Origin of the sequence: Paraburkholderia dinghuensis (genome assembly GCF_003837865.1) — a bacterium.
Lineage (GTDB): Bacteria > Pseudomonadota > Gammaproteobacteria > Burkholderiales > Burkholderiaceae > Paraburkholderia > Paraburkholderia dinghuensis.
The window spans coordinates 45,769-59,917 of sequence record NZ_RQIS01000005.1 but is presented as its reverse complement, the minus strand read 5'-3'; the positions used below and the strand labels follow the sequence as shown (position 1 = coordinate 59,917).

The following is a 14,149-nucleotide window of genomic DNA, read 5'->3' as shown; positions in this document are numbered from 1 at the left end:
CAGCCTGCGGCCCACACGCCGTCACAGCAAGCGGTTCATGCGCCCCCCGGGCCGGCGTGGCCGGGGGAAACGGCGTAGTATCATGAAACAGAGTGTCCGGAGGCTCATCTTTCCATGGCGGACAAGAAAGGATCTAACAGCGAAAAGCTGTTGTATTGCTCGTTCTGCGGCAAAAGCCAGCATGAAGTAAAGAAACTGATTGCGGGGCCGTCGGTGTTCATCTGCGATGAATGCATCGACCTGTGCAACGAGATCATTCGCGACGAAGCGGTGGGTGCCGGTGTCGACGCCGCACTGTCGCGCTCGGACCTTCCGAGCCCGCAGGAAATCCGCGATATTCTCGACCAGTACGTGATCGGGCAGGAGCGCGCGAAGAAGATCCTCGCGGTGGCGGTGTACAACCACTACAAGCGTCTCAAGCATCTCGACAAGAAGGACGAAGTTGAACTCTCCAAGAGCAACATCCTGCTGATCGGGCCCACGGGCTCGGGCAAGACGCTGCTCGCGCAGACGCTTGCGCGCCTTCTGAACGTGCCGTTCGTGATCGCCGACGCCACCACGCTGACCGAGGCCGGCTACGTGGGTGAGGACGTCGAGAACATCATCCAGAAGCTGCTGCAGAACTGCAATTACGAGGTCGAGAAGGCGCAGCGCGGCATCGTCTATATCGACGAAATCGACAAGATCAGCCGCAAGTCGGATAACCCGTCGATCACGCGGGACGTGTCGGGTGAAGGCGTGCAGCAGGCGCTCCTCAAGCTGATCGAGGGCACCATGGCTTCGGTGCCGCCGCAAGGCGGCCGTAAGCACCCGAACCAGGATTTCATCCAGGTCGATACGACCAACATCCTGTTCATCTGCGGCGGCGCGTTCGATGGCCTCGAAAAGGTCATCACCGACCGCACGGAGAAGACGGGCATTGGTTTCGGCGCGAGCGTGAAGAGCAAGCAGGAGCGCGACGCAGGTGAAGTGCTGCGCGAAGTGGAGCCCGAAGACCTGATCAAGTTCGGTCTGATTCCGGAACTGATCGGCCGTCTGCCTGTGGTCGCGACGCTCGGCAAGCTCGACGAAACGGCGCTGATGAAGATCCTCGTCGAGCCGAAGAACGCACTCGTCAAGCAGTATCACAAGCTCTTTAACATGGAGCGCGTGGAACTGGAGATCCGCCCGGCCGCACTGCAGGCCGTCGCCCGCAAGGCGATCCGCCGCAAGACCGGCGCGCGGGGCCTGCGCTCGATCCTCGAGCAGGCGCTGCTCGACGTGATGTACGACTTGCCCGCCATGAAGGGTGTGAGCAAGGTCATCATCGACGACAACGTCATCGACGGCGACGGCAAACCGCTCCTGATCTACGAAGACGCTCCGAAGGTTGCAGGGTCCAATTGATGGTGATGGCCGGCTAAAGAGTTTCGGGGAAAAGCCGTTCATACACTGAGATGAACGGCTTTTTAGTTTATCTTGAGGTCGATGGCGCACTTTTTTGGAGTCACTGAACTTTTCCCACACGCTGGAGGCTTGCAATTGCTGGTGCAGACCTCACTTACCGAACGAACTGATTCCATTCATGGGGAAATGAAATGTCAGGAACCCAACTCCTTCCGCCGGAACGCACGACGCTCCCGCTGCTGCCGCTGCGAGACGTTGTAGTTTTCCCGCATATGGTGATTCCCCTTTTCGTGGGGCGCCCGAAGTCGATCAAGGCCCTCGAAGCAGCGATGGAGGGCGGCAAGCACATCATGCTCGTCGCGCAAAAGACCGCCGCCAAGGATGAGCCGACCGAAAAAGACATGTATGAAGTGGGATGCGTCGCAAACATCCTGCAAATGCTGAAGCTGCCCGATGGCACGGTGAAGGTGCTCGTCGAAGGCCTGCAGCGCGCGAAGACGCTCTCCATCGAAGAGCAGGAAACGCAGTTCTCGTGCGACGTGCAGCCGCTCGAACCCGACCACGCCGACAGCGCCGAAACCGAAGCGTTGCGCCGCGCGATCGTGTCGCAGTTCGACCAGTACGTGAAGCTGAACAAGAAGATCCCGCCGGAGATCCTGACGTCGCTGTCGGGTATCGACGAGGCCGGGCGTCTTGCCGACACCATCGCCGCGCACCTGCCGCTCAAGCTCGACCAGAAGCAGCACATCCTCGAGATGTTCCCGGTCGTGGAGCGTCTGGAGCATCTGCTCGCGCAGCTCGAAGCCGAGATCGACATTCTCCAGGTGGAGAAGCGTATCCGTGGCCGCGTGAAGCGCCAGATGGAGAAGAGCCAGCGCGAGTACTACCTGAACGAACAGGTCAAGGCGATCCAGAAGGAACTGGGCGAAGGCGAAGAGGGTGCCGATCTCGAGGAACTCGAGAAGCGCATCACGGCCGCACGCATGCCGAAGGAAGCGAAGAAGAAGGCCGACGCCGAGCTGAAGAAGCTCAAGCTGATGTCGCCGATGTCGGCAGAAGCAACCGTTGTGCGCAACTACATCGATACGCTCATCGGTCTGCCGTGGCGCAAGAAGAGCAAGGTCAACAACGACCTCTCGAATGCCGAAGCGGTGCTCGACGAAGACCACTTCGGTCTGGAAAAGGTCAAGGAACGCATTCTCGAGTATCTCGCGGTGCAACAGCGCGTGGACAAGGTCAAGGCGCCGATCCTGTGCCTCGTCGGGCCTCCGGGTGTCGGCAAGACCTCGCTCGGCCAGTCGATTGCACGCGCAACGAACCGCAAGTTCGTCCGCATGGCGCTCGGCGGCGTGCGTGACGAGGCCGAGATTCGCGGTCACCGACGTACGTACATCGGTTCGATGCCGGGCAAGATCCTGCAAAGCCTCGCGAAGGTCGGCGTGCGCAATCCGCTCTTCCTGCTCGACGAAGTCGACAAGATGGGCATGGATTTCCGCGGCGATCCGTCGTCGGCGCTGCTCGAAGTGCTCGATCCGGAGCAGAACCACACGTTCGCCGACCACTACATCGAAGTCGATTTCGACCTCTCAGATGTGATGTTCGTCGCCACGTCGAACTCGCTGAACATCCCGCCGCCGCTGCTCGACCGGATGGAAGTCATCCGCCTTTCTGGCTACACGGAAGACGAGAAGGTCAGCATCGCGCAGCGCTATCTGTTGCCGAAGCAGAAGAAGAACAACGGCTTGAAGGCTGGCGAGGTCGATGTCACCGAACAGGCGATCCGCGACATCATTCGTTACTACACGCGTGAGGCGGGCGTGCGTTCGCTTGAGCGTGAAATTTCGAAGATCTGCCGCAAGGTCGTGAAGATGCTGCTGCTGAAGAAGGCGGAAGGCGCGGTGACGGTCGACGGCGGCAACCTCGATACGTTCCTCGGCGTGCGCAAGTACGACTTCGGTCTCGCGGCGAAGGAAAACCAGATCGGTCAGGTCACGGGCCTCGCGTGGACGGAAGTCGGCGGCGATCTGCTCACGATCGAAGCGGCGGTCATGCCCGGCAAGGGCACCGTGATCCGCACGGGTTCGCTTGGCGACGTCATGAAGGAGTCGGTCGAAGCGGCACGTTCGGTGGTGCGCTCGCGTTCGCGGCGTCTCGGTATCAAGGATGAGGCGTTCGAGAAGCAGGACATCCACATCCACGTGCCCGAAGGCGCAACGCCCAAGGACGGTCCGTCCGCCGGTATCGCGATGACGACGGCGCTGGTGTCCGTGCTCACGGGCATCCCGGTGCGCGCCAACGTTGCGATGACGGGCGAGATCACGCTGCGCGGCGAAGTGCTGCCGATCGGCGGCCTGAAGGAGAAGCTGCTTGCGGCGCATCGCGGTGGCATCAAGCTCGTGCTGATCCCGGAAGAGAACGTCAAGGATCTCTCGGAGATTCCGGACAACGTGAAGAACGCAATCGAAATCGTGCCGGTCCGCTGGATCGACAAGGTGCTCGAACTCGCGCTCGAACGTGTGCCGCAGGCTCTGCCGGAAGAAGAAGTGAAGGCAGAAGAGGCGAAGGCGCCCGTCGCCGAAACGACGGACGCCGGCGCGAACGAAGTCGTCAAGCATTAAAGCTGAATGGCGGCCGCGAAGTGCTGCGGCCAGCAGACGCACCGAAAACCCGCGGCTTGGCCCGCGGGTTTTTTTATTCGGCGCACGATACGCGGCGTCGCAGCATCGCCCGCTTGAGGAACCCCTCGAAAACCCGCGTCCCGTCACGCTGAATTCCACTTGACACCATTGTTTCGGACCCTTTAAATGAGCGAGCCCGGAGCATAACCGGGGCCGTCTTTTTATCTCCCGACGCACAAAGCGTCCAGGCGTTTGCTCAAATACATTCTCGGGGGTTGGAATGAATAAAACGGATTTAATCGACCACATCGCTCAACAAGCCGACATCTCAAAAGCGGCAGCAGGACGTGCACTCGACGCCGTAATCGGCGGCGTGAAGGGCACGCTCAAGAAGGGCGGAACGGTCACGCTGGTCGGCTTTGGCACGTTCGCCGTCGGCAAGCGCACGGCGCGTACGGGACGTAACCCGCGCACCGGTGACGCGATCAAGATCAAGGCCGCCAAGGTCCCGAAATTCAGGCCTGGTAAAGCTCTCAAAGATGCGCTAAACTAGCGCGCTCGTTGGCTGGCGTTGCTTGCAGCATGTGTTTCCCTGCATGCAAGCCCGCGGGCCAGTGCTGAAAAAGCATGAAGAGCAGTTAAGGAATCGCGAATCTGGGTGCTTAGCTCAGTTGGTAGAGCGGCGCCCTTACAAGGCGTAGGTCGGGAGTTCGAGCCTCTCAGCACCCACCAGTTTCCGGTTTCGCAGGCACGTGCAAAATTGCACGTGCAGCGCAGTTGTAAGATGCAGCCGCACGGAGCGGTAGTTCAGTTGGTCAGAATACCGGCCTGTCACGCCGGGGGTCGCGGGTTCGAGCCCCGTCCGCTCCGCCAGATCTGAGTAAGGAAGGCGAACCGAAAGCAAACTGCGGTTCGCCTTTTTTATTGCCCTCTGAGGTAATATCGGGCGTTCCGTTTTTTGACGATCCCTTCGCTCTTTCAAGCATGCTCGACTTTTTCCGCAATCACAAACGCCTGATGATGTTCATGCTGCTCCTGGTGGTTCTGCCAGGGCTTGGCTTCGTCGGCATTCAAGGTTTCCGCGGCTTCTTCGACGAGAGTGCGAACGTCGCGAGCGTCGGCGGGTACAAGATCACACGCGTCGAGTTCGACAACGCCGCGCGTGCGCAACTCGATCAAGCGCGCCAGGTCATGGGCGCGAATTTTGATGCGAGCCTGTTCGACACGCCGCAGCATCGCAAGGACATTCTCGACGGTCTGGTTCAGCAGCGCGTGCTGATCGACGAGACGCAGCGCCTCCATCTCACCGCCTCGGACGAGGCCGTTCGCCGCGCCTTGCTCGCCGATCCGGTGATTTCGTCGCTGCGCAATCCCGACGGCTCGATGGATCTCGATCGTTACAAGCAGCTGCTCGCCATGCAGGGCATGACGCCCGAGCAGTATGACGAACGCGTGCGCTACAGCCTCGCGATGCAGCAACTGCCCTCCGCCATAGTCAGCACCGCGTTCACGCCGAAGTCGCTCGCGCAGCAACTGACGGCGCTCTCCGGGCAGCAGCGCGAAGTGCAGGCCCTCGTGTTCCACGCAGCCGCCTATACGGCCAAGGTCCAGCCGACCGACGCGCAACTGCAGGCCTACTTCGACGCGCACAAGAGCGATTTCGCAACACCTGCCACGGCACAGATCCAGTATCTGGTGCTGTCGGCTGCGACGGTGGCGGCGAACGTTCAACCGAGCGATGCCGATCTCAAACAGTTCTACAACGACAACATCGCGCACTTCCGCACCGATGCGCAGGTTCGCGCGAGCCACATCCTGATCACCGCGCCGAAGGACGCCAGCGCAGCCGATCGAACTGCCGCGAAACAGAAGGCGGAATCGATCCTCGCGCAAGTGAAGGCGCATCCTGACCAGTTCGCGCAGATTGCCCAGAAGGAATCGCAGGATCCGGGCTCGGCGGCGAAGGGCGGCGACCTCGGCTTCTTCGGCCGCGGCATGATCGCGGGCGGCGAGGCGTTCGACGACGCGGTCTTCAAGCTCAAGCAGGACCAGATCAGCGATGTGATCCAGTCGGACTTCGGCTATCACATCGTCAAGGTCACTGAAATCAAGCCGGCGACGACGAAGCCTTTCGACGAGGTGAAAGCTTCGATCATCAACGACGTCAAGACGCAGCAGGCCGCAAAGCTGGTCTCCGATGCGTCCGAAGGCTTCACGTCGATCGTCTATGAGCAGTCGAAGACCCTGCAGCCGGCCGCCGACAAGTTCAAGCTCACCATCCAGACCGCAACGGTCACGCCGAAGCCGAATGCCGCGCTGCCGCCGGACAGCCCGCTGAACTTTCAGAAATTCCTCGACGCGGTGTTCGCGAACGATTCGGTGAACCAGCACAACAACACGCAGGCCATCGACGTCGGCAACAACACCCTGATCGCCGCGCGCGTCACGAGCTTCAAGCCCGCCGCGACGCCCGAGTTCGCCGCGGTCAAGGATACCGTGCGCCAGCGGGTCATCGCTCAGCAGGCTGTGGAGCTTGCGCGCAAGGACGGCGAGGCGAAGCTCGCTGCGTTGAAGAAGTCGGCATCGGCCGATGGATTCTCTCCGGGCGTGAAAGTCTCGCGCAACGACACGCAAGGCTTGCCGCATGACGCACTCGCGGCGATCTTCAAGGTCGATGCGCAGAAGCTGCCGGGTTTTGTCGGTGTCGATCTCGGCGCAGACGGCTTTGCGATCTATCGCGTGAACGCCGTCACGAATGCGCCGGCCGCCGACGGCGGGCATCTCGCTGCCGCGGAGCAGGAACTCGGACGCGTGAGCGGACAGTCGCAAGTGCAGGCGTATCTCGATGCACTGCGCGACCGCTCCAAGGTGAAGTATTACGGTTCGCTTGGCGCGGCTGGCCAGTCCGGCGACGGACAGTAAGCCGCCCGCGCGGTCCCGCCGTGCACGCTGTCGAAAAGCCCCGCCCCCGGCGGGGCTTTTTGCTTTGTGAGGCGAGGGCAATCAGAGGCAGGTGCTGATGTCGGCCGTGGCTTCAATGCCCGCGTTGACACCGCCACGGTAGCCCACCCACGTCTTGTTGGTCGGTGACCAGGATGGGCGCACCGTCGCAGCGGTGCCGTCCGGCTGCGGCTGGCCCGGCAGATAAACATCGACGGCCTGGTTATTGGCACTCATCGTTTGCAAGATGACCGGCTGTTGCGCGCGGTCGGCCCATTTCCGCGCGATGCACTGCGCGACGGCCGCCGTTGGCTGTTCGCTCGTGCCGACTGACTGAGCCCCCATGGGCACCGGCTGGTTGGCACACGCGCATAGCGCTGACGTCACGAGAATAAAAGACAGGATCTTCACGCTTTTGTCCCCCCAGACACGCACGATCAGATTCGACGCAATCTGTCGTCCGCCGACACACGCTGGCCGACTGACTGGAGCGCGTGTCTGGCGTGCCCTGGAGGTGCGCGACGCGTCCGCGGCCAACGCCCGCGAAGGGCGTTTCATGCAAGCCAGGGCTGCGGTTAGTGCTGCGTACCGCCGCTGATCAGCGGCTTGAGCGTCGGCCACACGTTATCGAGCAGCAAAGGTTGTGCCTGCTGGGTGGGATGCATCTGATCGGACTGGAACAGATCGGGCTTGTCAGCGAGACCGGCGAGCAGGAAGGGGACCAGCGGTGTGCGCAACTCCTGCGCCAGACGACCGTAGAGGCCATGGAATTTCTGCGTGTAGTCGGGCCCGTAATTCGACGGCACGTACATGCCGACGAGCATCGGCTTCGCATTGCCTTTGCGGATCTGGTCGACGATGGCGCGCAGATTGCTCTCGGTGGTGGCGAGCGGCACGCCGCGCAGCGCGTCGTTGGCGCCCAGTTCGACGATCACGATGGACGGCTTGAGGCGCTGCATCACGAGCGGCAGGCGCGCGAGACCGCCGCTCGTCGTGTCTCCGCTGATGCTCGCGTTCGCGACGCTATAATCGATTCGCTCGCTCATGAGCCGCTGGCGCAACAGCGCGACCCAGCCGGTGTCGCGCGGCAGTCCGTATTCGGCGGAGAGGCTGTCGCCGAGCACGACGATGACCGGCTTCGCCGCGTTGGCGGCTGGATCTGCGGGTGCGGTCGCGGCGATCGCCGGCTGCATGCCGACGATCGCGCAGAGCGTCGCCACCATCGCGATGATTCGGGCAACGGTGGTCGCAATAGCGGCGGAAACAGCGGCAGTAAAAGCGGTGCGGCGTGTCTTGACGGCTAACCTGTGCGTGATCATGTGCGAATGAATAGCGATCCAGTCATTGAAGTGCGGGGATTGTGCAAGCGGGTCACCGACGCGACCGGCGAGCTGACGATACTCGACGGCATCGACCTCACGGTGCGGGCCGGCAGCAGCGTGGCGATCGTCGGCGCTTCCGGCTCGGGCAAGTCTACGCTGCTCGGGCTGCTAGCCGGGTTGGACAGCGCGAGCTCGGGGTCGGTTCGGTTGCTCGGCCACGAGCTGACCGGCATGGCCGAGGACGAGCGCGCGGCGCTGCGCAACGGTTCGGTCGGTTTCGTATTCCAGTCGTTCCAGTTGATGCCCCATCTCACTGCACTGGAGAACGTTGCGCTGCCGCTCGAACTGCAGGGTGGCATGTCCACGCGCGAGGCGTTCGCGCGCTCTCGCGCACTGCTCGAACGCGTCGGACTCGGGCAGCGTACGGGGCATTATCCGAAGCTGCTCTCCGGCGGCGAACAACAACGTGTGGCGCTCGCACGCGCATTCGTGAGCCGTCCCTCTGTCCTCTTCGCGGATGAGCCCACCGGCAGTCTCGATGCCGCGACGGGCCATGCTGTGATCGACCTGATGTTCGAAATGAACCGTGCAACGGGCGCGACGCTCGTGCTGGTCACGCACGACGTCGATCTCGCACGCCGCTGCGATGCCACAGTGACGATCGAAGCGGGGCGGCGTGTCGCGCACGGCGAAATTCGTGATTCCGGCGAGGTTGAAGAGGCCGGACGCTGACCTGAGATGGCGTGCGCCGCAGCGCACGCCACGCTTCCGTCATTAAGAGCCTGCAGGTCCCTCACGCTTGAGCGCAGCGCGCGCGCGAGCGATGAGCGTAGCCGTCGATGAATCGTGCTGCTTCACGTCGCCGGGCGCGGCGGTGAGATCGGCTTCGACGACCTTGCCGAGAATCTTGCCGAGCTCCACGCCCCACTGGTCGAACGGATTGATGTTCCACACCGCGGCCTGAACGAGAACCTTGTGCTCGTAAAGCGCGATCAGCGCTCCGAGCGTGCGCGCGTTGAGCGCGTCGACGAGCAATGTCGTGGTCGGACGGTTGCCGGGGAACATGAGGTGCGGCACGAGTTCGGGCTTGTCCGGTCCGGCCACCTTGCGCGCTTCTTCTTCGGTGCGTCCGAGCATCAGCGCCTCGCTCTGCGCAAAGCAGTTCGCGAGCAGCTTCGGATGGTGGTCGTCGAGCGGGTGTTCCGGCGTAAGCACGGCAATGAAGTCGATCGGGACGATCGTCGGACCCTGGTGCAGCATCTGGAAGAACGCGTGCTGTCCGTTGGTGCCGGGCTCGCCCCAGGTCACCGCTGCGGTCGGGTAATCGACGAGGTGGCCGTCGAGTCGCGCCGACTTGCCGTTGCTCTCCATTTCGAGCTGCTGCAGGTACGAGGGCAGGTAGTGCAACGCCTCCGAATACGGCGCGACCAGATAGCTCTGCGAACCGAAGAAGTTGCGGTACCAGATGCCGATCATGCCGAGGAGCACCGGCAGGTTGCGTTCAAGCGGCGCCTCGCGGAAGTGCTGGTCCATGTCGTGAGCGCCGGCGAGCAGTTCGTCGAATTGCCGCGGCCCGATCGCGATCATGATCGAGAGGCCCACCGCCGACCATAGCGAGTAGCGGCCGCCGACCCAGTCCCACATCTCGAAGACGTTGTCCGGCGCGATGCCGAACTTCACGACCTCGGCGGGATTCGCGGACACCCCCACGAAATGCTTCGCGAGCGCGCTTTCCGGGCACCCGTTCCGTACGAACCAGGCGCGCATCGAGCGCGCGTTGGTCATCGTTTCGAGCGTGGTGAAGGTCTTCGAAACGATGATCGCGAGCGTTTCTTCGGGATCGATGTGCTCGATCACGCGCCAGAGATCCGCACCGTCGACGTTCGAGACGAAGTGCGAGGTGATGTCCGGCGACGCGAGGTGATCGAGCGCGTGCACGACCATCTTCGGCCCGAGGTCCGAGCCCCCGATGCCGATGTTCACCACGTGACGGATGCGCTTGCCCGTGTAGCCGGTCCAGGTGCCGCTGCGCACGGCGTCGGCGAACGATGCCATCTTCGCGCGCTCGGCGAGGACCTGGGCGTGGAACGGCGCGTCGGGCTCGGTTGCGCGCAACGCCGTGTGCAGCGCCGCGCGGCTTTCCGTCGGGTTGACGATCTGGCCCGCGAACATCGCGTCGCGGCGTGGTTCCACGCCTGATTCGCGCGCAAGTTGCACGAGCAGCTTCAGCGTCGCGTCGGTAATGCGGTTTTTCGAAAGGTCCGCCGCGAGGCCGCCGCCCGAGAACGTAAAGCGTTCGGCGCGGGTGGGAGCGGTGTCGTTAGCGCTTGCGAACCAGTCGCGCAGGCGCTCGTCGCGGATCTGTCCGTAGTGCGTCTGGAGCGTGGACCATGCAGGAAGAGTATTCGTCATGTTCGTCTGGCGAGGATGCACTGAGGAATGGGGCGGGCGCGCTTCGCACGCGGCGCTCATACGCGCACGCGTCCGTCTGGTGAATTCGGGCGGTGCGGGCAGTCAGTATAGCGGCCTCGCGTGAACCTGCGCAGCCGTCGCGAGCCCGGACGTGCTGGCTTGAAGCCGCACGATCGTGCGGCTTTCACCTCGAATGAAACAGGTAAATCGCCAGCAAGTGACGTGCCGGTCTCGCGACCGGCTAGTCCCGCGACGAATAGAACGTCCGGTTCATGAGCCGTCTTACCATCGGCGCAAGTTCGCCAGCGGTGAGGCCCGCGGGTCCGCTGCCTTCGGCGCAGAGCGCTTCAGCGGCGAGGCCGTGCAGCCATACGCCTGCGAGTGCCGCTTCGAACGGCGGTATCCGCTGTGCAAGCAGCGCGCCGATCAGGCCGCCGAGCACGTCGCCGGTGCCGCCGGTTGCGAGTCCCGCGTTGCCGGTCGGATTGATCACGATGCGACCGTCGGGTGCCGCGATCACGGTGCCGCTGCCCTTGAGTACCGCCACGGCGGCGAAGCGTGCCGCCAGCGCGCGCGCTGCCGCGACACGGTCGCGTTGCACGGACACCGTATCAGTAGCGAGGAGGCGCGCAGCCTCCAGCGGATGCGGTGTGAGCACGCACGGCGTGCCGCGCCCGGCGACGCGGGAGCCAAGGGCGTCGTCGCGGGCGACGAGATTGAGCGCGTCGGCGTCGAGCAGCACGGGCACGTTCAACTGCAGGATCTGGTCGACGAGATGACGTGCCGATGCGCTGCCGCCCATACCGCAACCTGCCGCAATCGCGTCCATGGTGCCGGGTACGAGCTTGCCCGCCGCGTGCAGCATGAGTTCGGGGTGCGGCGGGTCGTAGGGCGGCGCGTCGCTGCCGATGAACCCCACGTGGACCTTGCCCGCGCCCGTGAAAAGTGCCGCGCGGGCCGCGAGGATGGGGGCACCGCACATGCCCGTATCGCCGCCGATCACGGCAAGCGTGCCGAACGTGCCCTTGTTCGTCGCGAAATCGCGTGCGGGCAGCCACGGGGCGAAGAGTGCGGACGCATTGAGGCGGGCGGTGGAGGACGCGACGTCCGTATCGACGCCGATCGGCGCAATGCTCACCTCGCCCGCGTAATCGCGGCCTGCGCCGGTGTAGAGGCCAGGCTTCGCCGCGATGAACGTGACCGTGTGCGTCGCCCGCACGGCAACGCCCGTGCCGACGACGTTGCCCGTGTCGCTGTCGAGGCCGCTCGGCACGTCGAGCGCGAGCACGTGCCCCAGGCTTTGCGCGCGAGCAGAAAGCCGGGCAGCCAGGTCCGCGAACACGCCTTCAAGCTCGCGTGCGAGCCCGATGCCGAACATGCCGTCGACGAGCCAGCCGTATCCGTCGAACGAGGTGGGCGGGTCGTTTGCGATCGGCACGCCCTCGGCGCGCGCTGCGGCCAGCGCCCAGCGCGCGTCGTCGGGCTTGACCTCGATGGGCATACAGACTTCCACGGCGACACCGGCGCGATGAAGTTCCGTCGCGACGACGAGCGCGTCGCCGCCGTTGTTGCCAGGACCCGCGGCGAACCACACGGGTTTGCGGGCCACGGGCGATGGTGCATGGGCGATCTGCTCGTTCAGGAAGCGGGCGGCGGCGGCTCCGGCGCGGGCCATCAGCGTGTGCGCGGGCAAGCCGGCCTGCGCACCGGTTTCGCAGGTGCGCAGTTCCGCTACGGTCATAAGCGGCACGGGCCGGTCGTGCGGTGTGAAGAGCGTGGGCGCGGTTGATGTGGGAAGCGGAGTCGCGGACATGGCGAAGGTGGCTCGGGGTATCGACAAGTGCAACGATACCCGAGGTGTCCGGTCTCAGGGACCCTGACGGGCGCGAGATCTGGCCTCGCGAGCGGCGCGTCCAGGAAGTGTTCGGGGTGGCTTGCCTCGCCGAAGAGCACGGCGAGGCAGTGTGCTGCTGGCTGTGCCGCTTACCCGCGCACGGGGCTCAGCGCGTTGATCGTATCGGCTGGGAGATCGGGCGATGTGCCCGAGATCTGCTGCGCGATGAGCTTCGCCGAGCCGAGCGCGAGCGCCCAGCCAGCCGGGCCATGTCCCGCGTTGACGAACAGTCGCGGATGGCCAGCGTTGCCAACGGCGGGCAGGCCATCGGCGGAAAGCAGCTTCATGCCTTCCCATGCGAGCGCGGCCGAAATCCGTGCCGCGCCGGGGGCCCAGTCGCGCGAGGCCTCGCCCAGCAGCGCGAGCGCGCTCTCGGTGAGGGCTTCGGTGAGCGGCTCGTCGACCTGGTTCGCGCGCAGCAGCACGGCTCCGCCCGAAATCCGCAGACGATGATTCATGCGTGTAATCGCGATGCGCTTGGCGGCGTCGATGATCGTCGTGTGGGGCACACACTCCTCGTGTGCGACCGGCGCGTTCAGCGTGTGCATTCGCAACGGATAGAGCGGCAGTTTCACCCCGAACGGAGCGATGAGAGGCAGCGTCTGCGCGCCGGCCGCAACCACCACAGCATCGCCGGAGATCACTTCGACTTCGCGTGCGCTGGCATGCGCGGGCAGGCGCGGCGCCAGTTCGACGGCCGCACGGCCGCTCTCGAGCCGGATCGAGCTGACTTCGCGGCCGGTCTGGAATTGCACGCCGCCCTGGTTGTCGAGCACCTGCTTGAGTTGCTTCACGAAGAGCGGGCAGTTCGCCATGCGCCCCGCCTCGATGCGTACGCCGCCCGCGAACGGCGGTTCGGGGGGGATGTTGTGCTCGAACGCGATGCATTCGGCGGCGGAGAGCGCGTGGTGCGGCACCTCGAAGCGGCGCAGAAGTTCGAGCGCGGGCTGCGTGAGGGACCGCTCGTCGTTTCCGCGCACGAGGTAGAGCAGGCCTTCGCGCTGTTCGTAGTCGAGCTGGAAGCGGTTTGTGGCGTCGTCGAGTGCGCTTTCGGCTGTATCGATGAGCGGGCGCAGCAGCGCGTAGCGGGCCGCGAAGGCCTCGGAACTGCGCAGCGCGCCGAGGCGCTTGACGAACGCGCGAGCGGGACCGCCGAACCCCGTTTTGCAGATCACTCCGCTAGAGGACTGCCGTCTGTCTCGCAAGAAGGTCGGGCCGAACCAGACGTCCAGCGGGCTCGGGAGCACGACGCCGCTATGTCCATAAGTGGCGCCTTGCGCAACCGTGGCGTGGCGCTCGACCACGCAGACGCGGTGACCCGCCGCGCGCAATTGGTAAGCGGTGGCGACGCCGGCGATTCCGCCGCCAATGACGATGACATCCATGACGATACGATCTGCAGGCAGGCGGCGCGCCGACGGGAATGGGCGCCGTGCCGGGGGTGGGGCGTGCGGCGCGCACTTCTTCTTTTGCGGGCCGATCGTGTGAAACGCGCAATGATAGCAGCCAAACGGGGCCGTTCACCATCGGCCTTGTGGGAGAATTTGCAGATTGCGCAGGATGTGCTGCGCCGGCGG

10 protein-coding genes and 2 tRNA genes are annotated in these 14,149 nt (G+C 64.2%); 7 read left to right on the top strand and 5 right to left on the bottom strand.

What is annotated here, in order from left to right; all coding sequences use genetic code 11:
* The first annotated feature begins 114 nt into the window (after window positions 1-114).
* The 6 genes from clpX (at window position 115) to D1Y85_RS08185 (ending at window position 6,926) form a co-directional block, all read left to right on the top strand.
* A complete protein-coding gene (gene clpX, locus D1Y85_RS08210; protein ID WP_124150562.1) occupies window positions 115-1,386 on the top strand; it encodes an ATP-dependent Clp protease ATP-binding subunit ClpX in 1,272 nt (423 codons plus the stop codon).
* Window positions 1,387-1,577: 191 nt separating this feature from the next.
* Window positions 1,578-4,004: an endopeptidase La gene (lon, locus tag D1Y85_RS08205; protein WP_124150561.1), complete on the top strand. Its 2,427-nt coding sequence runs from the start codon at window positions 1,578-1,580 to the stop codon at window positions 4,002-4,004.
* 280 nt (window positions 4,005-4,284) lie between these two features.
* Window positions 4,285-4,557, top strand: a complete 273-nt coding sequence (locus D1Y85_RS08200) for an HU family DNA-binding protein (protein WP_124150560.1) — start codon at window positions 4,285-4,287, stop codon at window positions 4,555-4,557.
* Window positions 4,558-4,660: 103 nt separating this feature from the next.
* Window positions 4,661-4,736, top strand: a tRNA-Val gene (locus D1Y85_RS08195).
* Between the two features lie 64 nt (window positions 4,737-4,800).
* Window positions 4,801-4,877 (top strand) — tRNA-Asp (locus D1Y85_RS08190).
* Between the two features lie 111 nt (window positions 4,878-4,988).
* Window positions 4,989-6,926 carry a SurA N-terminal domain-containing protein gene (locus D1Y85_RS08185; protein ID WP_124150559.1) on the top strand — a complete coding sequence of 646 codons (1,938 nt, stop codon included), beginning with the start codon at window positions 4,989-4,991 and terminating at the stop codon, window positions 6,924-6,926.
* Between the two features lie 81 nt (window positions 6,927-7,007).
* On the opposite strand, the gene D1Y85_RS08180 is transcribed toward D1Y85_RS08185, so the two are convergent.
* Together D1Y85_RS08180 and D1Y85_RS08175 are read right to left on the bottom strand one after the other, a co-directional pair.
* Window positions 7,008-7,289, bottom strand: a complete 282-nt coding sequence (locus D1Y85_RS08180; RefSeq protein ID WP_425466894.1) for a hypothetical protein — start codon at window positions 7,287-7,289, stop codon at window positions 7,008-7,010.
* Window positions 7,290-7,519: 230 nt separating this feature from the next.
* On the bottom strand, window positions 7,520-8,137 hold the full coding sequence (locus tag D1Y85_RS08175) for an arylesterase (RefSeq protein WP_246024835.1): 618 nt from the start codon (window positions 8,135-8,137) through the stop codon (window positions 7,520-7,522).
* A 132-nt stretch (window positions 8,138-8,269) separates the two neighbouring features.
* Between D1Y85_RS08175 and D1Y85_RS08170 the strand changes: the two genes are divergently transcribed.
* On the top strand, window positions 8,270-8,998 hold the full coding sequence (locus tag D1Y85_RS08170) for an ABC transporter ATP-binding protein (RefSeq protein ID WP_124150556.1): 729 nt from the start codon (window positions 8,270-8,272) through the stop codon (window positions 8,996-8,998).
* Window positions 8,999-9,040: 42 nt separating this feature from the next.
* Here the strand turns inward: D1Y85_RS08170 and pgi are convergent, their stop codons facing one another.
* From pgi to D1Y85_RS08155, 3 genes are all read right to left on the bottom strand, one after another.
* Window positions 9,041-10,678 carry a glucose-6-phosphate isomerase gene (pgi, locus tag D1Y85_RS08165; RefSeq protein WP_124150555.1) on the bottom strand — a complete coding sequence of 546 codons (1,638 nt, stop codon included), beginning with the start codon at window positions 10,676-10,678 and terminating at the stop codon, window positions 9,041-9,043.
* Window positions 10,679-10,919: 241 nt separating this feature from the next.
* The gene (locus D1Y85_RS08160; RefSeq protein ID WP_124150554.1) at window positions 10,920-12,491 is read right to left on the bottom strand and encodes an NAD(P)H-hydrate dehydratase; all 1,572 of its coding nucleotides are present in this window, start codon (window positions 12,489-12,491) and stop codon (window positions 10,920-10,922) included.
* 170 nt (window positions 12,492-12,661) lie between these two features.
* On the bottom strand, window positions 12,662-13,957 hold the full coding sequence (locus D1Y85_RS08155) for an FAD-dependent oxidoreductase (protein ID WP_124150553.1): 1,296 nt from the start codon (window positions 13,955-13,957) through the stop codon (window positions 12,662-12,664).
* Window positions 13,958-14,149 lie beyond the last annotated feature (192 nt).

Bases quoted from the DNA above. Each gene is read 5' to 3' on its own strand.
- D1Y85_RS08200 (WP_124150560.1), top strand. From the start codon at position 4,285: ATGAATAAAACGGATTTAATCGACCACATCGCTCAACAAGCCGACATC.
- pgi (WP_124150555.1), bottom strand. From the start codon at position 10,678: ATGACGAATACTCTTCCTGCATGGTCCACGCTCCAGACGCACTACGGA.
- D1Y85_RS08155 (WP_124150553.1), bottom strand. From the start codon at position 13,957: ATGGATGTCATCGTCATTGGCGGCGGAATCGCCGGCGTCGCCACCGCT.
- clpX (WP_124150562.1), top strand. From the start codon at position 115: ATGGCGGACAAGAAAGGATCTAACAGCGAAAAGCTGTTGTATTGCTCG.
- D1Y85_RS08185 (WP_124150559.1), top strand. From the start codon at position 4,989: ATGCTCGACTTTTTCCGCAATCACAAACGCCTGATGATGTTCATGCTG.
- D1Y85_RS08160 (WP_124150554.1), bottom strand. From the start codon at position 12,491: ATGTCCGCGACTCCGCTTCCCACATCAACCGCGCCCACGCTCTTCACA.
- D1Y85_RS08175 (WP_246024835.1), bottom strand. From the start codon at position 8,137: ATGCAGCCGGCGATCGCCGCGACCGCACCCGCAGATCCAGCCGCCAAC.
- lon (WP_124150561.1), top strand. From the start codon at position 1,578: ATGTCAGGAACCCAACTCCTTCCGCCGGAACGCACGACGCTCCCGCTG.
- D1Y85_RS08170 (WP_124150556.1), top strand. From the start codon at position 8,270: ATGAATAGCGATCCAGTCATTGAAGTGCGGGGATTGTGCAAGCGGGTC.
- D1Y85_RS08180 (WP_425466894.1), bottom strand. From the start codon at position 7,289: ATGGGGGCTCAGTCAGTCGGCACGAGCGAACAGCCAACGGCGGCCGTC.